Annotated in this window: 28 protein-coding genes; 16 read left to right on the top strand and 12 right to left on the bottom strand. The window is 61.4% G+C overall.

The features are described from left to right. Window position 1: 1 nt before the first annotated feature. Together ACODTY_RS17090 and ACODTY_RS17095 are read right to left on the bottom strand one after the other, a co-directional pair. Window positions 2-505 (bottom strand): tripartite tricarboxylate transporter TctB family protein, encoded by a 504-nt coding sequence (locus ACODTY_RS17090; protein WP_488995418.1) that lies wholly within the window; start codon window positions 503-505, stop codon window positions 2-4. Between the two features lie 128 nt (window positions 506-633). Continuing rightward, entirely contained in the window at window positions 634-1,575 is a 942-nt protein-coding gene (locus ACODTY_RS17095; RefSeq protein WP_488995445.1) for a Bug family tripartite tricarboxylate transporter substrate binding protein, read from the bottom strand. Between the two features lie 206 nt (window positions 1,576-1,781). Here ACODTY_RS17095 and ACODTY_RS17100 point away from each other — a divergent pair, with 206 nt between their 5' ends. Continuing rightward, entirely contained in the window at window positions 1,782-2,555 is a 774-nt protein-coding gene (locus tag ACODTY_RS17100) for an IclR family transcriptional regulator (protein WP_488995419.1), read from the top strand. Window positions 2,556-2,557: 2 nt separating this feature from the next. Here the strand turns inward: ACODTY_RS17100 and ACODTY_RS17105 are convergent, their stop codons facing one another. Together ACODTY_RS17105 and ACODTY_RS17110 are read right to left on the bottom strand one after the other, a co-directional pair. After that, a complete protein-coding gene (locus ACODTY_RS17105) occupies window positions 2,558-3,100 on the bottom strand; it encodes a GNAT family N-acetyltransferase (RefSeq protein WP_488995420.1) in 543 nt (180 codons plus the stop codon). A gap of 36 nt (window positions 3,101-3,136) precedes the next feature. Then, window positions 3,137-3,367, bottom strand: a complete 231-nt coding sequence (locus ACODTY_RS17110) for a YdeI/OmpD-associated family protein (RefSeq protein WP_488995421.1) — start codon at window positions 3,365-3,367, stop codon at window positions 3,137-3,139. Window positions 3,368-3,487: 120 nt separating this feature from the next. Between ACODTY_RS17110 and ACODTY_RS17115 the strand changes: the two genes are divergently transcribed. After that, window positions 3,488-3,943, top strand: coding sequence for a DUF2214 family protein (locus ACODTY_RS17115; protein WP_488995422.1), 456 nt, complete (start codon window positions 3,488-3,490; stop codon window positions 3,941-3,943). Here ACODTY_RS17115 and nth read toward each other — a convergent pair. After that, window positions 3,938-4,735: an endonuclease III gene (nth, locus tag ACODTY_RS17120; protein ID WP_488995423.1), complete on the bottom strand. Its 798-nt coding sequence runs from the start codon at window positions 4,733-4,735 to the stop codon at window positions 3,938-3,940. The two genes, ACODTY_RS17115 and nth, sit on opposite strands and share 6 nt — an antisense overlap. Before the next feature lie 22 nt (window positions 4,736-4,757). Here nth and ACODTY_RS17125 point away from each other — a divergent pair, with 22 nt between their 5' ends. The 4 genes from ACODTY_RS17125 (at window position 4,758) to ACODTY_RS17140 (ending at window position 8,672) form a co-directional block, all read left to right on the top strand. Further along, a complete protein-coding gene (locus ACODTY_RS17125; RefSeq protein ID WP_488995424.1) occupies window positions 4,758-5,252 on the top strand; it encodes a DUF2244 domain-containing protein in 495 nt (164 codons plus the stop codon). Window positions 5,253-5,328: 76 nt separating this feature from the next. Further along, window positions 5,329-6,225 (top strand): methylated-DNA--[protein]-cysteine S-methyltransferase, encoded by an 897-nt coding sequence (locus ACODTY_RS17130; RefSeq protein ID WP_488995425.1) that lies wholly within the window; start codon window positions 5,329-5,331, stop codon window positions 6,223-6,225. An 85-nt stretch (window positions 6,226-6,310) separates the two neighbouring features. Continuing rightward, window positions 6,311-7,210: a ribokinase gene (locus ACODTY_RS17135; protein WP_488995426.1), complete on the top strand. Its 900-nt coding sequence runs from the start codon at window positions 6,311-6,313 to the stop codon at window positions 7,208-7,210. 1 nt (window position 7,211) lies between these two features. Continuing rightward, window positions 7,212-8,672: an amidase gene (locus ACODTY_RS17140; protein ID WP_488995427.1), complete on the top strand. Its 1,461-nt coding sequence runs from the start codon at window positions 7,212-7,214 to the stop codon at window positions 8,670-8,672. A gap of 2 nt (window positions 8,673-8,674) precedes the next feature. On the opposite strand, the gene ACODTY_RS17145 is transcribed toward ACODTY_RS17140, so the two are convergent. Then, a complete protein-coding gene (locus tag ACODTY_RS17145) occupies window positions 8,675-9,616 on the bottom strand; it encodes a nucleoside hydrolase (protein ID WP_488995428.1) in 942 nt (313 codons plus the stop codon). A 129-nt stretch (window positions 9,617-9,745) separates the two neighbouring features. Here ACODTY_RS17145 and ACODTY_RS17150 point away from each other — a divergent pair, with 129 nt between their 5' ends. Together ACODTY_RS17150 and ACODTY_RS17155 are read left to right on the top strand one after the other, a co-directional pair. After that, window positions 9,746-10,171 carry an Hsp20 family protein gene (locus ACODTY_RS17150; RefSeq protein WP_488995429.1) on the top strand — a complete coding sequence of 142 codons (426 nt, stop codon included), beginning with the start codon at window positions 9,746-9,748 and terminating at the stop codon, window positions 10,169-10,171. A gap of 63 nt (window positions 10,172-10,234) precedes the next feature. Then, window positions 10,235-10,504: a BQ00720 family protein gene (locus ACODTY_RS17155; RefSeq protein WP_488995430.1), complete on the top strand. Its 270-nt coding sequence runs from the start codon at window positions 10,235-10,237 to the stop codon at window positions 10,502-10,504. Between the two features lie 79 nt (window positions 10,505-10,583). Here ACODTY_RS17155 and ptsN read toward each other — a convergent pair whose 3' ends face one another. The 6 genes from ptsN to lptC all read right to left on the bottom strand — a co-directional run bounded on the left by ptsN (window position 10,584) and on the right by lptC (window position 15,756). Continuing rightward, window positions 10,584-11,048 carry a PTS IIA-like nitrogen regulatory protein PtsN gene (gene ptsN, locus ACODTY_RS17160; RefSeq protein WP_488995431.1) on the bottom strand — a complete coding sequence of 155 codons (465 nt, stop codon included), beginning with the start codon at window positions 11,046-11,048 and terminating at the stop codon, window positions 10,584-10,586. Between the two features lie 69 nt (window positions 11,049-11,117). Next, window positions 11,118-11,696, bottom strand: coding sequence for a ribosome hibernation-promoting factor, HPF/YfiA family (gene hpf, locus ACODTY_RS17165; protein WP_488995432.1), 579 nt, complete (start codon window positions 11,694-11,696; stop codon window positions 11,118-11,120). 252 nt (window positions 11,697-11,948) lie between these two features. Further along, window positions 11,949-13,469 (bottom strand): RNA polymerase factor sigma-54, encoded by a 1,521-nt coding sequence (gene rpoN / locus ACODTY_RS17170; protein ID WP_488995433.1) that lies wholly within the window; start codon window positions 13,467-13,469, stop codon window positions 11,949-11,951. Window positions 13,470-13,650: 181 nt separating this feature from the next. Next, window positions 13,651-14,463, bottom strand: coding sequence for an LPS export ABC transporter ATP-binding protein (gene lptB, locus ACODTY_RS17175; RefSeq protein WP_488995434.1), 813 nt, complete (start codon window positions 14,461-14,463; stop codon window positions 13,651-13,653). Next, window positions 14,463-15,035 (bottom strand): LptA/OstA family protein, encoded by a 573-nt coding sequence (locus ACODTY_RS17180; protein WP_488995435.1) that lies wholly within the window; start codon window positions 15,033-15,035, stop codon window positions 14,463-14,465. Before ACODTY_RS17180 ends, lptB begins: the two co-directional genes overlap by 1 nt. Then, window positions 15,022-15,756: an LPS export ABC transporter periplasmic protein LptC gene (gene lptC / locus ACODTY_RS17185; RefSeq protein ID WP_488995436.1), complete on the bottom strand. Its 735-nt coding sequence runs from the start codon at window positions 15,754-15,756 to the stop codon at window positions 15,022-15,024. The genes ACODTY_RS17180 and lptC overlap by 14 nt, the downstream gene beginning before the upstream one ends. A gap of 279 nt (window positions 15,757-16,035) precedes the next feature. Between lptC and sppA the strand changes: the two genes are divergently transcribed. From sppA to acuI, 8 genes are all read left to right on the top strand, one after another. Further along, the gene (gene sppA / locus ACODTY_RS17190) at window positions 16,036-16,992 is read left to right on the top strand and encodes a signal peptide peptidase SppA (protein ID WP_488995437.1); all 957 of its coding nucleotides are present in this window, start codon (window positions 16,036-16,038) and stop codon (window positions 16,990-16,992) included. An 82-nt stretch (window positions 16,993-17,074) separates the two neighbouring features. Continuing rightward, window positions 17,075-17,359, top strand: a complete 285-nt coding sequence (locus ACODTY_RS17195) for an integration host factor subunit beta (RefSeq protein ID WP_056234146.1) — start codon at window positions 17,075-17,077, stop codon at window positions 17,357-17,359. Between the two features lie 21 nt (window positions 17,360-17,380). Then, window positions 17,381-17,716 (top strand): DUF1049 domain-containing protein, encoded by a 336-nt coding sequence (locus ACODTY_RS17200; RefSeq protein ID WP_488995438.1) that lies wholly within the window; start codon window positions 17,381-17,383, stop codon window positions 17,714-17,716. A 42-nt stretch (window positions 17,717-17,758) separates the two neighbouring features. Beyond that, window positions 17,759-18,724, top strand: coding sequence for a bifunctional Delta(1)-pyrroline-2-carboxylate/Delta(1)-piperideine-2-carboxylate reductase (lhpI, locus tag ACODTY_RS17205; protein WP_488995439.1), 966 nt, complete (start codon window positions 17,759-17,761; stop codon window positions 18,722-18,724). Window positions 18,725-18,790: 66 nt separating this feature from the next. Beyond that, window positions 18,791-19,864 carry an RsmD family RNA methyltransferase gene (locus ACODTY_RS17210; RefSeq protein WP_488995440.1) on the top strand — a complete coding sequence of 358 codons (1,074 nt, stop codon included), beginning with the start codon at window positions 18,791-18,793 and terminating at the stop codon, window positions 19,862-19,864. After that, complete coding sequence (locus ACODTY_RS17215) at window positions 19,861-20,730, top strand: TrmH family RNA methyltransferase (protein WP_488995441.1); 870 nt, start codon at window positions 19,861-19,863, stop codon at window positions 20,728-20,730. The genes ACODTY_RS17210 and ACODTY_RS17215 overlap by 4 nt, the downstream gene beginning before the upstream one ends. An 11-nt stretch (window positions 20,731-20,741) precedes the next feature. Then, window positions 20,742-21,224 (top strand): signal peptidase II, encoded by a 483-nt coding sequence (gene lspA, locus ACODTY_RS17220; protein ID WP_488995446.1) that lies wholly within the window; start codon window positions 20,742-20,744, stop codon window positions 21,222-21,224. Between the two features lie 50 nt (window positions 21,225-21,274). After that, window positions 21,275-22,264: an acrylyl-CoA reductase (NADPH) gene (gene acuI, locus ACODTY_RS17225; protein WP_488995442.1), complete on the top strand. Its 990-nt coding sequence runs from the start codon at window positions 21,275-21,277 to the stop codon at window positions 22,262-22,264. Window positions 22,265-22,364: the final 100 nt, after the last annotated feature.

Raw genomic sequence — 22,364 nt, forward strand, 5'->3', positions numbered from 1 at the left:
GTCAGGCTCCCAGCAGGTTTTCGATGAAGCCGGCGCCGATATTCACGCCAAGCGCCTTGGCGAAGCCGAAATAGGCGGCAAGCGCCAGAACCAGCCCGATCAGCGCATCCCGCAACGGATTGCGGCTGCCAAAGCCGTAGCAGACCAGCACATACATGGCGACCGATGCCACGGTGAACCCGAGCGGCTGGATCAGCACGAGATTGGCGACCAGACCGGCGACGACGAAGCCCATAGCCTTCCAGTCGGTCGGCGTTTCTTTCTCTTCCTCGGGCTGCCAACCGCCACGGACCGCTTTCACGATCAGCAGCACGGAAAGCAACGTCATGCCAAAGGTGGTGATGTAGGGAAATACGGTTGGCCCGACTTTCGAGTAGAGCGGGGAGATCGGGATCGCGAAGGTTTGCCAAAGCGCCGCTCCCGACGCCGCCAGCATGCCAAGGCCAATCAGGAATTCGGGGACCGCAAGGCGTGGTTGCACGGCAGGCTGTTCACCGTTCGTCATTATCACCTCCCGTGACCACCGCAGCTTGGCGGCTTGTCTGACGCAGGACTAAAGAATCCAGACGACCGCATCGTCAGGCGATTGGAAAAGAGGAAACGGGGCGACCCTTGGGCCGCCCCGGCGATATCCTATGCGAGGCCAAGATCCTTCAGGATCGCCTCGATGCGCGTCCTGTCTTCGTTGACGAACTTCACGTAATCGTCGCCGGTGAGCAGGATCGACGACCAGTTGCGATTCTTGCACTCTTCGGCCCACGCAGCCGAACCCGCCATCTTCGAGACCAGTGCGATCATGGCGGCCTTGTCGTCGTCCGAAATGCCGGGAGGCGCAAACACGCCGCGCCAGTTGAACAGCTCGACGTCGATGCCGGACTCTTTCAGCGTCGGCGCATCAATGCCTTCCTGGCGCTCGCCGGACGACACGGCGAGAAGCCGCAGCGTTCCAGCCTTCACCTGCTCGGCAAATTCGCCATAGCCGGAGATACCGGCTGCAACCTGGTTGCCGAGCAACGCCGCCAGTGCCTCGCCGCCGCCCGCGAACGGCACGTAGGAAAGGCTGGTGGCCGGCACGCCGACGGTCTTGGCGATGAGGCCGAACAGGATGTGGTCTGAACCACCAGCGGAACCGCCGGCGACAGGGACCTTGGTCGGGTCGGCTTTAAGGGCGGCTGCGAAGTCCTGCACCGTCTTGAACGGCGATGCGGCCGGGACGACGATCGCCTCGAACTCGCCGGTCAAGCGGGCAATCGGGGTTACCTGATCCAGCGTGACGGGCGACTTGTTGGTCAGCAAAGCGCCGACCATGACCATGCCCGCCACCATCAGCGAATTGCCCTTGCCGGCCCATTGGCTGACGAACTGCGGCAGGCCGACGGCGCCACCGGCACCGCCCACATTGGTGATCTGCGAGCCCGAAATCAGGTTTTCCTTGCGCATGACCTGATCCATCGTGCGGGCCGTCTGGTCCCAGCCGCCGCCGGGCGCGGCAGGCACGAAGATTGAAAGCTGCGGTGCATCCTGCGCAAGTGCGAGCGTGGTATGCGATGCTACCAGCCCGGCTACACCAGCCATAGCGGTGCCCGCCAGGAATCGGCGTCTATTCAACATGAGGTTCCTCCAGTCTGTGGCGCCTCCTCCTGGCGCCTGCGAAACGTAACCCGCGATAGGGCTCGTCGTCAAAAAATGTGCAATCCTCCCCATGTTCTGTCAAGCGGAACATCATTCTGCTAGACAGAACGCATATTTACAGGAAAACTATATGAAAACGAGGAAAGGCCGTGGCCACACGCCGCACATCCAACGGGCAGGACAGGCCGGCTGGCGACGGCGTGGCGGCGTTGGATCGCGCCATCGCAATCCTTGGCGCATTCACGGCTTCCGACCCATCGCTCAGCCTAGCTGAAATTGCCGGTCGCACAGGCCTGTATAAAAGCACGATCCTGCGCATATGCGGATCACTTCTGCGTGGGCAATTGCTGGAGCGATCCGAGGATGGCCGTTACCGTGTCGGCCATGCGGCATTCCGCCTCGGGACACTTTATCAACGTTCCGTAGTGACGGCGGAAATCCTGCTGCCGGTCATGCGCGACCTCGCCGAACTGAGTTGGGAAAGCGTCGCTTTCTACGTTCGCGCGGGCAATTTCAGAACGTGTCTGTATCGGATCGAATCCAAGCATCCCATCCGCTACACGGTGCGCGAAGGTGATATCCTGCCGCTCGGCATCGGTTCAGGCGGTCGGGTGCTATCGGCCTTTTCAGGTGAAAAAGGTGCGGAGTGCGACAAAATCCGCTCCGCTTATTGCTGCCTCTCAATCGGCGACCGTGACCCTGAGACTTCCGGCATCTCGGCCCCGGTGTTCGGTCCGGGCCGCGCATTGTTGGGGGCGATGACGCTGGCCGGGCCTCGTTCCCGCGTTGACGAGACATTCCTGCGCCGCATGACGCCTCCTCTGCTTGAGGCGGCAGCACAGGCAACACGCGCTTTCGGCAACGACGCCCAGGACCTCGAGCAGGCTGCCCAACAGGCGAGAACAAGGCTAGCGGGGGCGTAAGCTCAGCCGAGGCCAGTCCTTTCCAGCAGGATCGTGTCATGCTCGTTGTAGAGCGTGCGAAGCACCTCCCGGTAGCCGCATTTTTGCGCGACATTCAGCGATGCAGTGTTCTCCGGATCGATGATGCAGACGGTTCGCGCCGAACCGAAAACCTCGTCACCCCATGCAAGAAACCGATTGACCACCTCGGTGGCAATTCCTTTGCCGTGGACGTCGGCGACAAAGCCCCAGCCTGCCTCGGGTACGCCCTCGATCGAAGGCACCATGTCCCGCTTCAGATCGTGAAACCCGGCCTCTCCGATGAAACGGCCGCTGGCCTTTTCCTCGATGGCCCAGAACCCGTAGCCGATCAGCGACCACATGCCGCCATGCCTGAGCAGCCGCTGCCAGCTTTCCTCGCGGGTGCGCGCCCTGCCGCCGATGAAGCGGAAAACGGCAGGCTCGGTTCCCATGGCGCAATATGCGTCGAAATCTTCCAGCTTGTGGGATCGCAGGATCGTCCGCTCCGTTTCAAGGACCGGAGCGCTGGTACGCGCGTGCGTCATCGGGTTCATACTCCAGCATTGAAGAAGGCAGAGCGTTCAGCCGCGCCAGACCATGTTCATGTAGACGCCGCCACGCTGTAGTTCGTCCAGCATCTGGTCGACGCGTTTCCGGCGCGTTTCAGCATGCTTGGCGCGGGCGATCCAGCCGAGATAGTCGTTGCGTTGATAGGCTGGACGCGCGCCATAGGCTTGCGCCAGTCCGCGCGCATCAAGTAGCGCACGCACGTCATCGGGCATGGCGTTGAGGGGCCGCTTCAATCCGCTCATTTGGGATGAGGTAGGCTGCCAGCAGGCAGCGTCAACGTCGAACGGTGGTTTTTCCCATATGGGATTTTCACGAACGGCTGCTAACTTCCGTCCCGCATCCAAGCCAAGCCGGAGCTAGCCATGGACACTACCGACCTCATACTCGCCATCCTGCACCATCTCCTCGTGTTTTCGCTGGCAGGCATCATCGCGGCGGAATTCGTTCTCATACGCAACACGTTGGACGCCTCGACCCTGCGTCGGCTTGGGCGCGTCGACCGCCACTACGGCATGCTCGCAATGCTGGTCATCATCGCCGGCCTGGCGCGTGTTCTCTATGGCCTCAAGGGCTGGGAGTTCTACGTCTACAACTGGGTGTTCTGGGCAAAGATCGCGGCCTTTGCCGTTGTGGGAATCCTGTCCATTAAGCCAACCATGCGCATCATCGCCTGGAATCGCCAGATCGCTGCCAATGCGGCCTTCAAGGTTCCGGACGATGAACTCGCGTCCGTCAGAAAGGCAATTCTGGCGCAGGCAATCGTCTTCTTGCTGATCCCGGTCTTCGCAGCGGCGATGGCGCGCGGCTACGGCCTATAGGGCGGTGGCTGCCACTGGCTCCAGCGCGACGAGCGGTGCCGGTATGCTGGTGGTCTTTTCCGCAGCTTTGCAGATGTCGGCAATGACACAGGACGTGCAATCCGGCTTGCGCGCCTTGCAGACATAGCGCCCGTGCAGGATCAGCCAGTGGTGGGCATGGCGCATGTATTCATCAGGGATCATCTTGACCAACCCGCGTTCGACCTGTTCGGGCGTCTTGCCCGGTGCAAGACCAAGCCTGTTGCCGATGCGCAATATGTGGGTGTCGACCGCCATCGTGTGCTGACCGAAAGCCATGTTGAGAACGACATTTGCGGTCTTGCGCCCAACCCCCGGCAGCTTGACCAACTCGTCGCGGTCATCCGGCACCACGCTTCCATGATCGCGAATGAGCGCCTCGGACAGGGCAATCACGTTCTTAGCCTTGTTGCGCCACAGGCCGATGGTGCGGATATATTCGCCGACCTTGGCCTCGCCAAGCGCCAGCATCTTTTCGGGCGTATCCGCGACCTTGAACAAGGCGCGCGTCGCCTTGTTGACGCCAACGTCAGTCGCCTGTGCCGACAGCACTACCGCCACCAGCAGCGTAAAGGCGTTTACATGCTCCAATTCGCCTTTCGGCTCGGGCCGTTGGGCTGAAAAGCGCCGGAAAATCTCGTGAACTTCGGCAGCGCTGTAGAGCGATTTCGAACGGGCAGCTCGGGCGCGGGACGTGGGTGCTGAAGGCACTTTCGTCTTGGGCTTCAACTCACCTTTGGTTGCAGGCTGATCTTTTAGCTTGGGCTTGGTCATGCCCTTCCTATAGTATCGCTGAATGATCGAGACAAATGCCGACTTCGCCGCTGACGAACCCTTTTTCAAGGCGCTTCTGACGCCGCACAGATCGCTTGACCGCACCGGTTTCATGATCCTGATTGGCGCGCTGCTGGCTGGCTGGGCAGTGACGGGCATATTCTTCCTGGCGCAAGGCGCGTGGCCGGTATTCGGCTTCTTCGGACTGGACGTGATTGCCGTCTATGTCGCTTTTCGCCTGAACTATCGCGCCGCCCGCGCTCGCGAAGAAGTTTCGGTCTCGCGCACCGCGCTCGATATCCGCAAGGTCGCGCCCTCCGGCAAATCGGAAGCGCATCGCTTCAATCCGTTCTGGACGCGCTTTTCGGTGGTGCGCCATTCCGAAATCGGCATTACCCGCATGGCCGTCGAAGCGCGTGACAAAAGCGTGTCGATCGGCGGCTTTCTCAACCCGGACGACCGCGAAAGTTTCGCAACCGCATTTTCGCGCGCGCTGGCCACCGCGAAAATGCGCTGAATAATCCGCTTTCGTGCAGGAATCGGGTGGAGAAAGAACGTCATCCCACCGATATTGGCGCTCAAGGAGACAGTCCATGAACGCCCAGACACAGATGAAGCCATCCGCTATCCTGGAAAAAGACATCACGCCGTCCGGTAGCGACTATGAGGTCGTGCGCAAGGCGATTGAAAAGATCAGCCTCGACTATCGCGACCAGCCCTCGCTTGAGGTGCTGGCCGAGGAAGTTGGCGAAACGCCCAATGGCTTGCAGAAGCTGTTTACGCGCTGGGCCGGCCTGTCGCCCAAGGCCTTCCTGCAGGCGGTGACGCTCGACCATGCCCGCAAATTGCTCGACAACGGTCTGCCATTGCTGGAGGCCTCGCTTGAGGTCGGCATGTCGGGTCCGGGACGGTTGCATGACCTGTTCGTGACGCACGAGGCGATGTCGCCCGGCGATTACAAGACACGCGGTGCGGGGCTGACCATCCGCTACGGCTACCACATCTCGCCCTTCGGCATTGCGCTGATCATGGTCACCGACCGTGGCCTGGCTGGCCTCTCGTTCAACGATCCGGGCGGAGAACAGGCTGCCTTCGCGGATATGTCTGGCCGCTGGCCGAACGCCAATTATGTCGAGGACATGGGTGCAACGCAGCCCTATGCGGCACGCATTTTCGACCCTTCCCGCTGGCGCGCCGACCAGCCATTGCGCGTGGTCATGATCGGCACCGACTTTCAGGTACGTGTGTGGGAAGCGCTGCTGCGCATTCCGCTGGGGCGCGCGCGCACCTATTCATCGCTTGCGGCCGATATCGGCGAACCGAAAGCCTCGCGCGCTGTTGGCGCGGCCTGCGGAGCCAATCCGATTTCCTTTGTGGTGCCCTGCCATCGGGCTCTGGCCAAGTCGGGTGCCTTGACCGGCTACCACTGGGGTCTGACCCGCAAGCGCGCCATCCTTGGATGGGAAGCAGGGCAGCTTACCACCGGTTGATTTGCCGCCGCTTCTCACGCGCCATATTTCCAATCCGCTTGCTACGCGATAAGCCTTCGGGAAACACCCGGAGGCTTTCTCGTCCATGATCATCGTCATCGGCTCGATCAACCTCGACCTGATCGCCAATCTCGAGCGCCTGCCGGCTGCCGGCGAGACGCTGCAGGGAACCAGCTTCGCCACCGCCCCCGGAGGCAAGGGTGCCAATCAGGCGCTGGCAGCAGCGCGCGCGGGCTCTTCCGTGCGCATGATTGGAGCGGTCGGCAAGGACAGTTTCGCCGCCGAAGCGCTTGCCCTATTGCAAAGCGGCAACGTCGACCTGACCGGCGTCACCGAAAGCTCCGCATCCACCGGAACGGCCCTTATTCTCGTCGGTGGTGACGGCGAGAACATGATCGCAGTGGTGGCCGGCGCCAATGCAGCCGTTGTGCCGGGTGATCTGGTCAAAGCAAGGCTTGGCAATGGCGACATCGTGCTTCTGCAGCACGAGATCCCACTGAACACCGTCGATGCTGCGCTGGACGCCGCCCATGAAGCTGGTGCCGTCACAGTGCTGAACACAGCTCCCTATCGCGACGAGGCGGCGGCCTATCTGGCCAAGGCCGACTACGTCGTCGCCAACGAGACCGAGTTCGACCTGAACTGCGCCTTGTTGAAGCTGGACGGCGGCGACCGCACTGAGCGCATGCGCGCCTTTGCTGCCAAGACTGGTCATGCGGTTGTGGTGACGCTGGGTGGCGACGGCGTGCTGGCCGCGACGCCGGAAAGTTTCCATCAAGTGCCGGCGCTCAAGATCAAGCCGGTGGACACGGTTGGTGCCGGCGATACGTTTTGTGGTTATTTCGGTGCCGCTCTCGGCGCCGGATTGCCACTGGAGCAAGCGCTGGCGCGCGCGGCGGCGGCGGGTTCGCTGGCTTGTCTGAAGCCAGGCGCACAGCCGTCGATCCCGCTTGCCTCCGAAGTGGACAAGGCTTTCAATCGCTAGCATGAGCATTCAAACTCCACCGACAAAACACCCCATAGGGCCAGCCAGTTCAATTTGTCGCCAGCCTGCAACCGAGCTCGCAGCAGCGATAAGGCAACGCGACCTCTCTGTGCGCGAGGTGGTGACCACGTTCCTCGATCGTATCGAAGTGGTCAATCCATATGTGAACGCCGTCGTCTCGCTACGCGAGCGTGCAGAGATCCTGCGCGAAGCAGACGCCGCCGACCGCCATCTGGCAAGTGGTGGTGAAGCCGGACCTCTGTTTGGCCTGCCGATCGCGATCAAGGATCTTGCGCTAACCAAAGGGCTGCGGACCACTTTCGGTTCGCCGATCTTCGCCGATTTCGTGCCGGACGAGGACGAAATCTTCGTCGAGCGCATACGCAAGGCCGGCGCGATTATTGTCGGCAAGACCAACGTGCCCGAGTTCGGCCTCGGCTCAAACACCTACAATCCGGTGTTCGGTCCGACATTGAATGCGTTCGATCCAGCCCTGACGGCAGGCGGCTCAAGCGGTGGTGCAGCGGTCGCGCTCGCGCTCGACATGCTGCCCTTGGCCGATGGCAGCGACTTCGGCGGCTCGCTCCGCAATCCCGCCGCCTACAACAACATATTCGGCTTTCGCCCGTCGCAGGGTCTGGTTCCGGCCGGCCCCAATCCGGAGATTTTCCACGCCCAGATGGGCATAGAAGGGCCGATGGGCCGCACTGTCCGCGACCTTGCGATGCTGCTCGAGGTGCAGTGCGGCTATGATGCGCAAGCGCCGCTTTCCTACGACAAGCCGGCGTCTTTTCTCGATGGCCTGGAGGAGCCGGCGACAGGTGACCATATCGGCTGGCTGGGCGACCTTGGCGGGCATTTGCCTATAGAACCTGGCATCCTCGACCTGTGCGAAGCAGCGCTGATCCGTTTTCCGGGCTTTTCGACCGAACCGCTGCTGCCCGACTTCGATTTCGAAGCGCTATGGCAGGCATTCGTCACGCTGCGTCAGGCTTCAAGTGGCGCGGCGCTGAACGTTCTCTATGACGATCCAGCCAAGCGGCGCCTGCTGAAGCCGGAAGCGATATGGGAAGCCGAAGGCGCGCGTGTCCTTACGGCTCCGCAAATCTACGCCGCTTCGCTCACGCGCTCGGCTTGGTACAGGACGCTACTCGCACTGTTCGAACGGTTTGACCTTCTGGCGCTGCCAACTGCTCAGGTATTTCCGTTCGACGTGACGCTGCATTGGCCACGCGAGGTGGCGGGGCGGCCAATGGACAGCTACCATCGCTGGATGCAGGTTTCGGCCTTTGCCACGCTTGGCGGCTGCCCCGCTGTCAATATCCCGGTGGGATTCGACGAACGAGGCAGGTCGATGGGCATTCAGTTGATCGGGCGCCCGCGCGGCGACCTGGAAGTGCTCAAGGCTGCAGCCGCATACGAGGCAGCCATGCCATGGCAATCAGGTGCGCGGCCAGCCTGAACCTACAGCCGGCCCAGCCTTTCCGTCAGCAGCGCAAAAAAGCCGTCCGAATCGATGTCGCGCATCACCAAAGCGTTCTTCTGGCGCTTGGTGACACCCCACCAGTCGATGACGGTCATGCCTATCGTGAGTTCCGATGCGGTTTCCACCGTCACGTTGCAGGAGCGACCTTTGAACAGGGCGGGCTTCAAAAGATAGGCAATGACGCAGGGGTCGTGCAGCGGGCCGCCATCGGTTCCGTATTTCTCCTCATCAAACCGCTCGAAGAATTCCAGCATTTGAGCGGTCGCTTCGCCGACCCGATTGCCGAGCGCACGAACGGCCGCGATACGCCTGGCCGAAGTCAGCGCCTTGTGGGTAACGTCGAGCGGCATCATCACGATCGGCACACCGGACCGCAGGACGACATCGGCAGCATGTGGATCTACGTAGATGTTGAATTCCGCAGCCGGGGTAACGTTGCCCCCTTCAAAGAACCCGCCCCCCATCAAGACGATTTCCTTGATGCGCGGTGCGATTTTCGGTTCGCGGATAAGCGCCAGGGCGATGTTGGTAAGCGGCCCCAGCGGGCAAAGCGTGATGCTGCCGCTCTCTTCCTCCATCAGCGCGCGGACGATGAAATCGACCGCATGTTCATCTTGCAGCTTCATCTTGGGTTCCGGCAATTCCGGCCCGTTAAGCCCAGTCTTGCCGTGCACCTCCTCGGCGGTGACGAGGTTGCGCATCAGCGGGCGGATGGCACCAGCATAGACCTTGATGTCGGGGCGGCCTGCAAGTTCGCAGATTTTGCGGGCATTCTTCTCGGTCAGCTTCAGCGGCACATTGCCGGCGACAGCGGTAATACCGACGACTTCCAGTTCCGGGCTGCCCAGCGCCAGGAGAATAGCGACAGCGTCGTCCTGACCGGGGTCGGTATCGATGATGATCCTGCGTTTATCCGACATTTCAATTCCTTGTGCAGCGGAAGTCTGGTCGCTTGAATTTGCCGTCTTGGCGGACCATATCAACAACAATCGGAAGAATGCCAACAGGGTTTTTCCGGGTGATGTCGCTCTAAAGAGGACAGGAATGCGATGACTCGAATGACGCCCTTTTCCAGCCCGCTTCTTCTGGGCTTCGATGCGATGGAAAAGACGCTGGAACGCCTTGCGAAATCCGGTGACGGCTATCCGCCCTACAATATCGAACGTCTGCGCGGCCCTGACGGGTCGACGGAAAAACTGCGGATAACGCTTGCCGTGGCAGGCTTCGCCGAAAGCGACCTTGATGTAACCACCGAGGAAAGCCAGTTGGTCGTGCGCGGCCGCCAGAGCGACGACACGGAACGTGAATTTCTCCACCGCGGCATCGCCGCCCGCCAGTTCCAGCGTTGTTTCGTCCTTGCAGACGGCATGCGGGTGATTGGCGCAGAACTGAAGAACGGACTTTTGTCGATCGACCTCGACCGCCCGGAGGCTGAAAGGCTGGTACGGAAAATAAACATATCGGTGAAAGACTGATCTTTGCCGATGGCTCTCATGCGAGACGGCCCATGAAGGCGCCTCGCGGATAGGAGGCTTGAAATGACCAGAACTGCTGCAAGAAGCATTGAAAAAGTGGCCATGACCAACGGTGAATTCGCCCATCTCGGCGAAGGCTCTGTGGCTTACCTCAGGAAAGTCTCGAGCGACGACCTGCGCGGACGCTTTCCCGGCCTCGACGAAATCGCGCCCGGTCTGGAACTCTGGGCTCTCTTTTCGGCCAATGGCCAGCCGATCCTGTTGTCGGATGCGCGTGATCGTGCCTTGGCCGGCGCAATGGAAAACGACCTGACGACGGTCGCTATCCATTAGTGCGCCGCGCCCCAGCGGGGGCGCAACGAAAAGGGCCGCTGATCGCGGCCCTGGAAGATTCGTTATTTCATTCTTCTTTTCAGGCCGCGTGGGACGCCGGCGTATCCGACAAGAGCGCATGGATCGCCGCTGCGTCGCGGGTTCCGCGAATCTTGGCCACCGTATCGCCATCGCGCAGTACGCGCGCAATGCGCGACAGAGCCTTCAGGTGATCGGCACCCGCCCCTTCCGGAGCCAGAAGCAGAAACACCAGATCGACAGGTTGATCGTCGAGCGCCTCGAAATCGACCGGCGTTTCAAGGCGTGCAAAAACACCGGTAATGCGCTTCACGCCGGCCAGCTTGCCGTGCGGGATGGCGATACCATTGCCGACGCCGGTGGAACCCAACCGCTCGCGCTGCAGGATCGTGTCGAATATGTCGCGTTCCGGGATGCCGGAAATGGCGGCCGCGCGCTCCGACAAAAGCTGCAAAAGCTGCTTCTTGGAGTTGGCCTTCAACGCCGGCATGATTGCCGGAACGTCGACAAGATCGTTCAGAGCCATTCTTGAGATTCCTCTGCTTCGTCTGCCGCAGCCGGCCGCCATTCGCGGTGCCGGCTGTCTCTCCTGTCCCTACGCGGTCTTGACCGCTGCCGGATCGATCCAGCCGATGTTTCCATCCGGCCGGCGATAGACGATGTTGAGATGTTCGTTGCCGCCATTGCGGAACACCAGTACGGGGCTGCCCGTGGTGTCGAGTTCGATGACCGCCGAGGCCACCGACATGGTCTTAAGCGCCATGGTCGATTCGGCAACGATTGTGGGAGCGAAATCTGCCGGAATGTCTTCGTCATCATCCGCAAGCGGTTCCATGACCGCATAGGCGATGTCGGTAGAATCCATTGCCGAATTCACCGGTGAGTGCGACTTCAAACGACGATTGTAGCGTCGAAGCCGTGTTTCAAGCCGCTCGGCGGCCGCGTCGAATGCCAAGGACGGATCCTGGGCTTCTCCGGTGGCGTGCAGCGACGTGCCCGAATCCAGCCGAATCATGCAATCGGCCGAAAAACGCGAGCCCGATTTGATGACAGTGACCTGTCCTGAAAATCCACGATCGAAATATTTTCCGATCGCTTCACCGACACGGTCGTTGATGCGCGTACGGAACGCATCGCCGATATCCATATGTTTTCCCGCTATGCGCAGTACCATCTGAATACTGACCTTCCTTGTCCAGGCTTCAAACTATCCGGAGTTTATACCCGTGGTTCGTTCGTACAAGCCGCACGGCGCCCCTTGCGCCGAATTTACGTCCGAACTTTGCGACGGTTACAGACAGCCTGTTGCCCACGCTTTACTGGCCATCCCTGTGCGGACGTCCTGCCCGCTTCATGCGGGCGGGCTTCTAGCCACTTCACTGCGGCTTGTCAACGAAACCCGGGACCTGTGGAAAGGGCACTCGTACTAGCGCGACGCCTTGGCCATCGCCTTTTTCTCGCGACGGCGCTGGACTGACGAAGGAATATTCATACCTTCCCGGTACTTGGCGACCGTACGCCTCGCGATATCCACGCCATCGGACTTGAGCAGATCAACGATTGTATCGTCTGACAGCACATCGTCCGCCCGCTCCTCATCGACCATCTGCCTGATACGATCGCGCACCGCCTCAGAAGAATGCGCTTCGCCGCCGCTCGAAGCCGCAATCGCTGCCGTGAAGAAATAGCGCAGCTCGAAGACGCCGCGCGGCGTCAGCATGTATTTGTTGGCAGTTGCCCGGCTGACGGTCGATTCATGCATGCCTATGGCATCCGCCACGGTTTTGAGATTGAGGGGCCTCAAGTGGCGGACACCATGGACCAGAAACGCGTCCTGCTGTCGAACGATCTCTAAGGTCACCTTGAGGATGGTTTTCGCTCGCTGGTCGAGGCTGCGCGTCAGCCAGTTGGCGCTTTGAAGGCATTCGCTGAGAAAATCCTTTTCTCCCTGGCTTCTGGCGTGGCTGGAAACCTGGGCGAAATAGACCTGGTCGACCAGGACGCGCGGCAAGGTATCGGGATTGAGTTCGACCGCCCAACTGCCATCGCTCGCCGATCTGACTTCGACATCGGCAACGATGGCATCGCTGACGCCGCCCGAAAACGCCAATCCAGGACGCGGATCGAGCGCCTTGATATCGGCCAGCATGTCGAGCAGGTCCTCCTCGTCAACACCGCAGATGCGCCGAAGCGCCTGGAAATCCCGGCGCGCCAAAAGGTCGAGATTGGCAACCAGCGCCTGCATTGCGGGGTCCAGCCTGTCGCGCACGGCGAGCTGGAGCGAGAGACATTCGGCAAGGTCTCGCGCAAAGATGCCAACCGGATCGAAGGACTGACAGGTCGCCAGCACGCGTTTCATCGCGGCATGATCGGTGCCAAGCCTTTCCGCCACTTCATTAAGCTCGGCGCGCAGATAGCCGGCTTCATCAAGGCTATCGGCGAGTTCGGCGGCGATCAGCCGATCTGCGGGGTCGTTGAAGGCAAACGCGACCTGCTCTCCGACATGATCGCGCAACGTCACTGCCGCCGCAGCCATATCCTCCATGTCGAAGCCTTCGGAAGCTCCGCCGGAACCACTGCCCGATGTCGATTTCCATTGAGCCGCAAGGTCCGGACCCAGGCGTTCGCTGGTGCCCGGATCGTCCGGGAACACATTTTCCAGCGAAGTGTCCAGTTTTTCGGAGATCGCTTCCGACGTCCATGCGCCCTCATTGTCGAACCAGTCGTCGTCTGCCGCCTGGGAAGGCTCGGCGGCAGGTTCCGGGTCGTTGATGATGGCATCTTGAGGTTCGGCCCGCTCCAGCAACGGATTGCGCTCGATTTCCTCGTCGATGAACCGCTCAAGCTCGGCCTGAGTGAACTGCAGCAGACGAATCGACTGCATCAGTTGCGGTGTCATCACCAGCGACTGCGCCTGTCTTAGCTGTAGCTTGGCCGCGAGCGCCATCGTTAGGGCATTGCCTCCTTGTCGGCAGATCGCCGAGCAACCGATTAATTTTTCGGATCAATCAATGAAACTGGCCCGCCTTTTGCTTGTCAAGGCAATGGCTAACAGACGCGGCTTACCGGAGTGTTAGCCCGACGTACAGTTCTGAAAGCAAGGCAGCAATAGCTATTGGGCCTGTCGCTTACAGCGTAAACCCTTCGCCGAGATAAAGCCGGCGCACGTCAGGGTTGGCGACGACTTCCTCCGCACGCCCATGTGTCAGAACCTCACCGGCATGGATGATGTAGGCCCGGTCGATCAGACCCAATGTTTCGCGCACATTGTGGTCGGTGATGAGGACGCCGATGCCTCGCGCCGTGAGATGGCGCACAAGCTGCTGGATATCGGCCACGGCTATGGGATCAATGCCGGCAAAGGGCTCATCCAGCAGCATATAGGCCGGACGGCTGGCCAGAGCGCGAGCGATTTCTAGACGGCGCCTCTCGCCGCCCGAAAGCGCCATAGAGGGTGCGCTTCGGAGGTGACTGATGTGAAACTCTTCGAGTAATTCGTCGAGGTTCTTCTCTCGTTCCTTGCGGCTCTTTTCCACAACCTCGAGAACGGCGCGAATGTTCTGCTCGACGGTAAGGCCCCGGAAAATCGAAGTTTCCTGCGGCAGATAGCCGATGCCAAGCCTTGCGCGGCGATACATCGGCATCGAGGTGACGTCATAGCCGTCGATCTCGATCGTGCCTTCATCGACCGGAACGAGGCCCGTGACCATGTAGAAGCACGTCGTCTTGCCGGCGCCATTGGGGCCAAGCAGGCCGACAGCCTCTCCGGCCCGAACGCCAAGCGAAACGCCGCTCACCACCTTGCGGCCCTTGTAGCTCTTGGAAAGCCCACGTGCGATCAGGGTGCCCTTCAGCTTGGTGGACGAGGACTTCGCGATAGCCGGAGCGGCAGGCCCCGAGGCCCCCAGTTTAGGCAGGCGCAGCTTGGGGAATGAAATCATCAGGGCTTCTGCGAACCCGGCGTAATCGACATCATGACGCGGCGTCCGCAGGCATCGACCTGCGCCAGTCCGGTCTTCATCTGAACGGTCAGCTTGCAGCCGACCAGCACGTTGGCGCCGTCGGACAGAACGACCTTTTCCCCGGACAGGACAAGCACTTCGCTCTTCATGTCGAAGGTGCCCTTGTCACCGGTCGCAACCTGCGTGTCGGACTTGATGTAGACCTTGTCGCTCACCTCGAGGTGATCGATGTTCGCGGTGCCGGTAGTAGCCGAGCCCGCTGTGCCTGAACCTGAAGCCGCGCCCTGTTCCTTGGCGTAATAGACTTTCATGCTGCCGGCCTTGAGCACGGTCGGGCCCTGGACGACGTTTACGTTGCCGGTGAAGATGGCGACACTGTCACCTTCGCGCACCTCGAGCTTGTCACTTTCGATTTGGATCGGCTGGTCGCCGGACAGCTTTAGGCCCGACATCCTGCTGGTGCCGTTCGACTGGGCAAAGGCAGGCACCGCCACGACAAGGGACAAGATCGATGCAAGGGCCAGAAGCCTCATCGAATCACTGCGTTGCATTCGGATCTCCGCTTGTCTTGTTTGCCGCCTTGGCTTGGGCGGGATCGATATTGACGCGAACACGTTTCTCGAAGATCAACACCTTGCCATTATCTTCGACCGACATCGTTTCCGACGTGATGCGCGATCCGGCACGGCTGATGTCGACGGGTTCGGTTGTCTTCATATTGCCTTTGCCCATGTCGAGAAAGGCCGATTTCAGTTTTGCGACCATTCCATCTGTAGTCGTGATGGTGATGGCGCTGTTGAGGTCAAGTGTATTTTTCTCGCGATCGTAGGTTCCCGTCGAGGCATCGACGACCGCCGTGGTTTTGGCATCGATGGGAAGCCGCGCACTGATACCTTCCAGCGCGATAACATTTTCCTTCGACACTTCCTGGATGGCCCTGACCGCAGTCATGGCATAGGGAAGGTTCTGCTTGGTGAAGCCCTCCAGCTTGGGGTTGGCCATCACCAGCTTGCCGTCGGAAAACGCGCTGTCATCGGTCTTGACCGCAACCGTGACGGGCGTGACGAGGTAGGAATAGACCGGAAAGGCAACGGCGATCACCACCGCCACCAGCGGCAGGGCGAACTTCAACCGCCGAACCCGGCGTGAATGTTGCTGGGCACGATCGAACGCGACGGCGCGATCCGCTCCGGAATCGACCTCAAAATCGTCGTTGGCCGATGGCGCGATAGGCTTATCACGCTGACGGGCCGGTTTTGTCGATCGCGCCACTACTGCTGCTTTCTCAAGCGTATAAGCCCCTCAAATGCCGACCTATAGTTCGGCACGCCGAGGCGTTCAAACAAGCACAAGCGAACTAAAACTGCAAAAATATGACGTTCTCCCGTGCATAAGCACAGGAAATACCGCCTGCAAAGATACACGATACGGGAAAACCCGCGCAAGGGGAGGTTTAGGAGCGCCAAAGCGACATGTTGGTGCCGGAAAGCGGTGGCGGCGACCTTGCGCATGCTCTAAATGTGTCTTCCCGAGTTCCCGATGAGGCCGGACATGCCGCTGAGAGCCGATGACTTGATCGACCGCCGCCGACTGCGGCGCAAGCTGACGTTCTGGCGCGCTGCTGCGATGGCAATCGCCGCACTGGGTCTGATCGCCTTTGCGACGTGGGCTTATGACGACGAATTCGCCGGAACAGCAAGCACGCACATCGCCAAGGTCAAGATCGAAGGGACGATTACCGAGGACGAGGAACTGCTTGCGCGGCTGGAAAAGATCCGTCAATCGCCAAGCGTGGCAGGTGTAATCCTCCAGATCGATTCTCCCGGCGGTACCACGGCCGGCGGCGAAGCCATTTTTGAAGAAGTGCGCAAGATTGCCGCGGAAAAGCCGGTCGTGGCGTCCGTTGGCACCTTGGCGGCGTCGGCTGGGTACATGATTGCCAGCGCTGCCGATCATATCGTGGCCCGCAAATCCTCGATCGTCGGATCGATCGGCGTGCTGATCCAGTTTCCCGACGTGACCGGCCTGATGGACAAGATCGGGGTGAAACTCGAAGAAGTGAAGTCTTCGCCGCTGAAGGCCGAGCCCTCGCCTTTCAATCCGACCACCGAAGATGAACGTACCATGGTGCGCAAACTCATCATGGACAGCTACGACTGGTTCGTCGGCATCGTCATGGAACGGCGCCAGATGACGAAACCTGAGGTTCTGGCGCTGGCCGACGGCTCGATCTTCACCGGCAGGCAGGCACTTGAAAACAAGCTGATCGACGCGGTCGGCGGCGAAGATGTCGCTGTCGACTGGCTCGCGACCAAGGGCGTGGATGCCAAGCTCAAGGTCATCGAATGGAAAAATACCGACAACGGAACCGGCTTTCTGTTCTCCAAGGCGTTGACCCGCACCGTTGCCCGGGCGCTCGGCTTGCCCGACTACAGTGGCGAGGTACTTCACGAAATCGGTGCCGACCGCTTGTTCCTTGACGGTCTTGTCTCGGTCTGGCACCCTTGACAGGTCGTTTAACGAGTGAAAAAGACAATAAAATCATCTGCATAATTTTGAACGGCGTGTTTTGTGGAAGGGGATCGCTCGCATGATCAAGTCTGAACTCGTGCAAATTATCGCCACGCGCAATCCGCATCTTTTCCTGCGCGATGTCGAAAATATCGTCGGCGCGGTGTTCGATGAGATCACTGATGCGCTCGCCGAGGGCAACCGCGTGGAACTGCGGGGCTTCGGCGCCTTTTCGGTCAAGAACCGCCCTGCCCGCACGGGCCGCAACCCGCGCACCGGCGAATCCGTCGACGTCGAGGAAAAGTGGGTGCCGTTCTTCAAGACCGGCAAAGAGTTGCGTGAACGGCTGAACGGCGACAAATAGCGCTGGATCGACGGGAAATTCATGTTCAATCGCGTTGCCTTGGTTGTCATCGTCGTGCCGCTGGCAATCATCCTGATTGCGCTGGCGGTGGCCAATCGCGAACTGGTCGCGTTCACGGTTGACCCGTTCAACCCCGGCAACCCGTCGCTGACCTATACGCTGCCCTTCTTTGTTTTCCTGTTCGCAGCGCTCGCGCTCGGATTGCTTATCGGCAGCCTTGCCACCTGGGTCAGGCAAGGGCGCTATCGCAAGCTGGCGCGCCAGCGCGGCGTCGAGGCCGAAAGCCTGAGGCAAGCAGTCAGCCGCCCGCCAGCCGTTCCCCAGCAGAATCCCGCCCTGCCACGGCCGACCAACTGAGCTGGCATTTGCCGGATCGCTAAACCTGTCGCGGAGTTTTCGATGCTCACAATCTCGGCAGCCGACGTCGATCGCGCGCTGACGTTTCCCTCGTTGGTCGAGACGCTGCGCACGGCGTTTCGCGAGGGAGCCGTGCAGCCGGTGCGCCATCACCATACGGTCGAGCGGCCTGATGGTGCCGCCTCGACCCTGTTGTTGATGCCCGCCTGGACGGATTTCAATGCCGCCGGCAGTTCGGCCAACGGCCATATCGGCGTGAAGATCGTGACGGTATCGCCGGACAACAACGCCATCGGCAAGCCAGCGGTGATGGGGCTCTACCTGTTGTTGAATGGGGCCACAGGCGAACCGGAGGCCTTGATCGACGGCCAACGGCTGACGCAATGGCGCACGGCTTGCGCATCGGCTTTGGCTGCGTCCTACCTGGCGCGTGAAGACGCTTCGCGGCTGCTGGTGATCGGCGCGGGAGCACTGTCGCCCTTCCTCACCAAGGCTCATTCTGCGGTGCGACCGATCACAACGATCCGCATCTGGAACCGGACAGCGGCAAACGCCGAGAAGGTAGCCGCGCAATTGCGCGCGGAGGGCCTGCCCGCAGAGGCGGCAACCGATCTCGACGCCGAACTCACTGCGGCAGACATCGTATCGTCGGCGACGATCTCGACCAGTCCGCTGGTCAAGGGCGCATTGCTGAAACCGGGCACGCATGTCGATCTGGTCGGAGGCTTCACGCCCGACATGCGCGAGAGCGACGACGACGCCATTTCGCGCGCCGCCATCTATGTCGATACCCGCGCCGGTGCGACCAAGGAGGCTGGCGACATCGTCCAGCCGCTGGCTTCCGGCCTGCTGAAACCCCAAGGCATCGTTGCCGACCTGCATGAACTGGCGCGCGGCGAAAAGGCCGGCCGCACCAGCGCTGCCCAGATCACGCTGTTCAAGTCGGTTGGAGCGGCACTCGAGGATCTCGCTGCAGGCATCGCCGTCTACAAGGCGTTGCGTTCCTGACGCAGTTTGTTGCGATGGCTCAACGGCTGTGCCAAAAGCGGCACTGTCGTCCGGAGATGCACGTCCTTGAAATCCTTTCGCGATCAACGCCGCGACAGCCGCCAGCACCAGAACGCCAAGCCGCGCACCGCACAGGCGGGGCCGCGTGATGCACGCCCGGAGCCGCAACGCGCTGCGGCCAAGCAAGAGGAACGCCAGCAGCCCAAGCCGGAGCCTCGCGTTCTCGCCCGTCGGGAAGGCACCCTGCCCGCGGAAAGACTGCCGCTGATCCTCGAGGTCGCACCAAATGCCGACTACGCGCTGCTGGATAGCGGCAGCGGCGAGAAACTCGAACAATACGGCCCCTATCGCATCATCCGCCCCGAGGGCCAGGCAATCTGGCAGCGCGCGCTGCCGGCAAGGGAATGGGACCGGGCGGATGCGGTCTTTACCGGCGATACCGACGAGGAAGGCATGGGCCGCTGGCGCTTTCCCAAGGCGCCGCTTGGCGAGACGTGGCCGATGAAGCACAACGGCATCGACTATCTCGGACGCTTCACCTCGTTTCGCCATGTCGGCGTCTTTCCCGAACAGGCCTCGCACTGGGACCACATGGCCGGGCTGATCGAAAGCGCCAAACGCCCGGTCAAGGTGCTGAACCTGTTCGGCTATACCGGCCTTGCCTCGCTGGTGGCGGCACGCGCCGGCGCGGAGGTTACCCATGTCGATGCCTCGAAGAAGGCGATCGGCTGGGCACGCGAGAACCAGGAGATCGCGCGGCTGGCCGACAAGCCGATCCGCTGGATCGTCGAGGACGCGATGAAATTTGCCGAGCGCGAGGAGCGGCGCGGCAGCCGCTACGACATCATCCTGTTCGACCCGCCCGCCTATGGCCGCGGCCCGAAGGGCGAGGTGTGGCAACTGTTCGAACACCTGCCGGCCCTGACCGACATCTGCCGCTCGATCCTGACGCCCAAGCCGCTGGCCGTGGTGCTGACCGCCTATTCCATCCGCGCCTCGTTCTTCGCCATTCATGCCTTGATGCGCGATACGTTTGCCGGCATGGGCGGCAGAATTGAATCGGGAGAGCTGATCATCCGCGAGAAATCGGCAGGCCGGGCGCTCTCAACATCCCTGTTTTCCAGATGGGTGGCGCAATGAGCAACCATCATGGCAGCGAACACCAGGGCCGCCGCGCGGTCGGGCGGGTGAAGGAAGTCACCAGCCTCGCCAATCCGCTGGTCAAGGACATCAAGGCGCTGGCGCTGAAGAAGTTCCGCGACCAGCAAAATGCCTTCATGGCCGAAGGATTGAAGCTGGTCATCGATGCCCTCGATCTCGGCTGGGAAATCCGCACGCTGGTGTTTGCCAAGGCGGGGATCGGCAACGCTGCGGTCGAGAAGGTTGCGGCCCGCACGGTAGCGGCCGGCGGCACGGTGCTGGAAGTCTCCGAAAAGGTGCTCTCCGCCATCACCCGCCGCGACAACCCGCAAATGGTGGTCGGCGTCTTTACCCAGCGCCTCGTGCCGCTCAAGGACATCCGCGCCAAGGATGGAGACGTCTGGGTGGCGCTCGACCGGGTGCGCGACCCCGGCAATCTCGGCACCGTGATCCGCACCGTCGATGCGGTTGGGGCCAAGGGCGTCATTCTGGTTGGCGACACGACCGATCCATTCTCGGTCGAGACGGTGCGCGCCACGATGGGCTCGATCTTCGCCGTTCCGGTTGCCAAGGCGACTCCCGAGGCTTTCCTTTCGTGGCGCAAGGGCTTTCCCGGCCTCGTTGCCGGCACGCACCTGAAAGGCGCGGTGGACTATCGCTCGGTCGATTTTTCCGGTCGGCCGGTGCTGCTCTTGATGGGCAACGAACAGCAGGGCCTGCCGGACGATCTGGCTGCAAGCTGCGATCGCCTGCTGCGCATTCCGCAGGAGGGCCGTGCCGACTCGCTCAACCTTGCCGTCGCGACAGGCGTGATGCTGTTTGAAATCCGGCGCGGGGCGTTGAAACTGGAAACGACGCATAGATGAAGCCGGGTATTTTGAAATCGCTGACGCCCTATGCCCTGCTCGTCATTGTATCGATGATTGTAGACCAGTGGATAAAGTACCTAGTCGAAACCGGCCTGCCGTTCCAGGAGAAGATCGACCTGCTGCCGTTCCTCGGCCTTTTCCGCACCTACAACACCGGCATCGCCTTTTCGATGCTGTCGTCCTTCGGCGATACCGGGCTGATCATCGTGTCGCTTCTGGTCTCGGCCTTCGTGATTTTCCTCGCCACTCGCACGGAGCCCGGACAGGTGCTGGCCCGCACCGGCTTTGCCCTGATTGTCGGCGGCGCGCTCGGCAACCTGATCGACCGCAGCGTCTACGGCCATGTGATCGACTACATCCTGTTTCACACGCCGAGCTGGTCGTTTGCCGTGTTCAATCTTGCCGATGCGTTCATCAGCGTCGGCGCCGTGCTGGTCATCCTCGACGAATTCGTCGGCTGGCGGCGGCAGACACGACCTTCGGACGATTGATTTCCGCAGATTGACGCCGCATTGTCCCGCGCAAAAAGCAGGGACAGAACATGCCGGACACATTCAAAGCCATCCTCGTTTCCCGCGATGCGGACAAGAACCAGTCGGTCGCGGTCACGGACCTTGCCGAAGCCGACCTGATGGAAGGCAACGTGACCGTTGCCGTCGAGGCAACGACGGTGAACTACAAGGACGGGCTTGCCATCACCGGCAAGGCCCCGGTGGTGCGGCGCTGGCCGCTGGTCCCGGGCATCGACTTTGCCGGCACGGTGCTGTCGTCGGATCATCCCGACTGGCGCAAGGGCGACAAGGTCATCCTCAACGGCTGGGGCGTCGGCGAAACCCATTACGGCGCTTATGCCGGGCGCGCTCGCGTCAACGGCGACTGGCTGGTGCCGCTGCCCGACGGCATCAGCGCCCATGACGCCATGGCGGTGGGCACTGCCGGCTATACGGCCATGCTGTCGGTGATGGCGCTGGAGCGCCATGGCATCGTGCCGAAACGCGGGCCGGTCGTGGTGACGGGCGCTGCCGGCGGCGTCGGCTCGGTCGCCATCGCGGTCTTGTCCGGCCTCGGCTACCATGTCATCGCCTCGACCGGGCGCAGCAGCGAAGCCGACTATTTGCGCGATCTGGGCGCGACCGAAATCATCGCCCGCGAAGAACTGTCGGGACCGGCCAAGCCGCTTGCCAAGGAACGCTGGGCCGGCGGCGTCGATGCGGTTGGCAGCAACACGCTGGCCAATGTGCTGTCGATGACCGGCTATGGCGGCGCGGTCGCCGCCTGCGGGCTTGCCGGCGGCATGGACCTGCCGTCATCGGTCGCGCCCTTCATCTTGCGCGGCGTATCGCTGCTTGGCATCGACTCTGTCATGGCGCCGAAGGAAGTCCGGTTGGAAGCCTGGCGGCGCATCGGCACTGATCTCGACATCGGCAAGCTTGCAGCGCTTTCGACCACCATCGGCTTCGACGGCATCATCAATGCCGCACGCGACATCGTCGAAGGCAAGATCAGGGGCCGCATCGTCGTCGATATGTGAGACGGAAAGCGCACGCATATTCATTGCCACGCCCGCTTCGTTTTTCCTCGTCATCCTCGGGCAAGCCTGAGCGCAGCGAAAGGCGCGACCCGAGGATCCA

This window comes from Mesorhizobium sp. FG116 (assembly GCF_057809835.1).

What these genes read in the sequence shown, in the direction of transcription:
- ACODTY_RS17090 (WP_488995418.1), bottom strand. Translation starts at nt 505, where the DNA reads ATGACGAACGGTGAACAGCCTGCCGTGCAACCACGCCTTGCGGTCCCC.
- ACODTY_RS17095 (WP_488995445.1), bottom strand. Translation starts at nt 1,575, where the DNA reads ATGGCTGGTGTAGCCGGGCTGGTAGCATCGCATACCACGCTCGCACTT.
- ACODTY_RS17105 (WP_488995420.1), bottom strand. Translation starts at nt 3,100, where the DNA reads ATGACGCACGCGCGTACCAGCGCTCCGGTCCTTGAAACGGAGCGGACG.
- ACODTY_RS17110 (WP_488995421.1), bottom strand. Translation starts at nt 3,367, where the DNA reads ATGAGCGGATTGAAGCGGCCCCTCAACGCCATGCCCGATGACGTGCGT.
- ACODTY_RS17115 (WP_488995422.1), top strand. Translation starts at nt 3,488, where the DNA reads ATGGACACTACCGACCTCATACTCGCCATCCTGCACCATCTCCTCGTG.
- nth (WP_488995423.1), bottom strand. Translation starts at nt 4,735, where the DNA reads ATGACCAAGCCCAAGCTAAAAGATCAGCCTGCAACCAAAGGTGAGTTG.
- ACODTY_RS17125 (WP_488995424.1), top strand. Translation starts at nt 4,758, where the DNA reads ATGATCGAGACAAATGCCGACTTCGCCGCTGACGAACCCTTTTTCAAG.
- ACODTY_RS17130 (WP_488995425.1), top strand. Translation starts at nt 5,329, where the DNA reads ATGAACGCCCAGACACAGATGAAGCCATCCGCTATCCTGGAAAAAGAC.
- ACODTY_RS17135 (WP_488995426.1), top strand. Translation starts at nt 6,311, where the DNA reads ATGATCATCGTCATCGGCTCGATCAACCTCGACCTGATCGCCAATCTC.
- ACODTY_RS17140 (WP_488995427.1), top strand. Translation starts at nt 7,212, where the DNA reads ATGAGCATTCAAACTCCACCGACAAAACACCCCATAGGGCCAGCCAGT.
- ACODTY_RS17145 (WP_488995428.1), bottom strand. Translation starts at nt 9,616, where the DNA reads ATGTCGGATAAACGCAGGATCATCATCGATACCGACCCCGGTCAGGAC.
- ACODTY_RS17150 (WP_488995429.1), top strand. Translation starts at nt 9,746, where the DNA reads ATGACTCGAATGACGCCCTTTTCCAGCCCGCTTCTTCTGGGCTTCGAT.
- ACODTY_RS17155 (WP_488995430.1), top strand. Translation starts at nt 10,235, where the DNA reads ATGACCAGAACTGCTGCAAGAAGCATTGAAAAAGTGGCCATGACCAAC.
- ptsN (WP_488995431.1), bottom strand. Translation starts at nt 11,048, where the DNA reads ATGGCTCTGAACGATCTTGTCGACGTTCCGGCAATCATGCCGGCGTTG.
- hpf (WP_488995432.1), bottom strand. Translation starts at nt 11,696, where the DNA reads ATGGTACTGCGCATAGCGGGAAAACATATGGATATCGGCGATGCGTTC.
- rpoN (WP_488995433.1), bottom strand. Translation starts at nt 13,469, where the DNA reads ATGGCGCTCGCGGCCAAGCTACAGCTAAGACAGGCGCAGTCGCTGGTG.
- lptB (WP_488995434.1), bottom strand. Translation starts at nt 14,463, where the DNA reads ATGATTTCATTCCCCAAGCTGCGCCTGCCTAAACTGGGGGCCTCGGGG.
- ACODTY_RS17180 (WP_488995435.1), bottom strand. Translation starts at nt 15,035, where the DNA reads ATGCAACGCAGTGATTCGATGAGGCTTCTGGCCCTTGCATCGATCTTG.
- sppA (WP_488995437.1), top strand. Translation starts at nt 16,036, where the DNA reads ATGCCGCTGAGAGCCGATGACTTGATCGACCGCCGCCGACTGCGGCGC.
- ACODTY_RS17195 (WP_056234146.1), top strand. Translation starts at nt 17,075, where the DNA reads ATGATCAAGTCTGAACTCGTGCAAATTATCGCCACGCGCAATCCGCAT.
- ACODTY_RS17200 (WP_488995438.1), top strand. Translation starts at nt 17,381, where the DNA reads ATGTTCAATCGCGTTGCCTTGGTTGTCATCGTCGTGCCGCTGGCAATC.
- lhpI (WP_488995439.1), top strand. Translation starts at nt 17,759, where the DNA reads ATGCTCACAATCTCGGCAGCCGACGTCGATCGCGCGCTGACGTTTCCC.
- ACODTY_RS17215 (WP_488995441.1), top strand. Translation starts at nt 19,861, where the DNA reads ATGAGCAACCATCATGGCAGCGAACACCAGGGCCGCCGCGCGGTCGGG.
- acuI (WP_488995442.1), top strand. Translation starts at nt 21,275, where the DNA reads ATGCCGGACACATTCAAAGCCATCCTCGTTTCCCGCGATGCGGACAAG.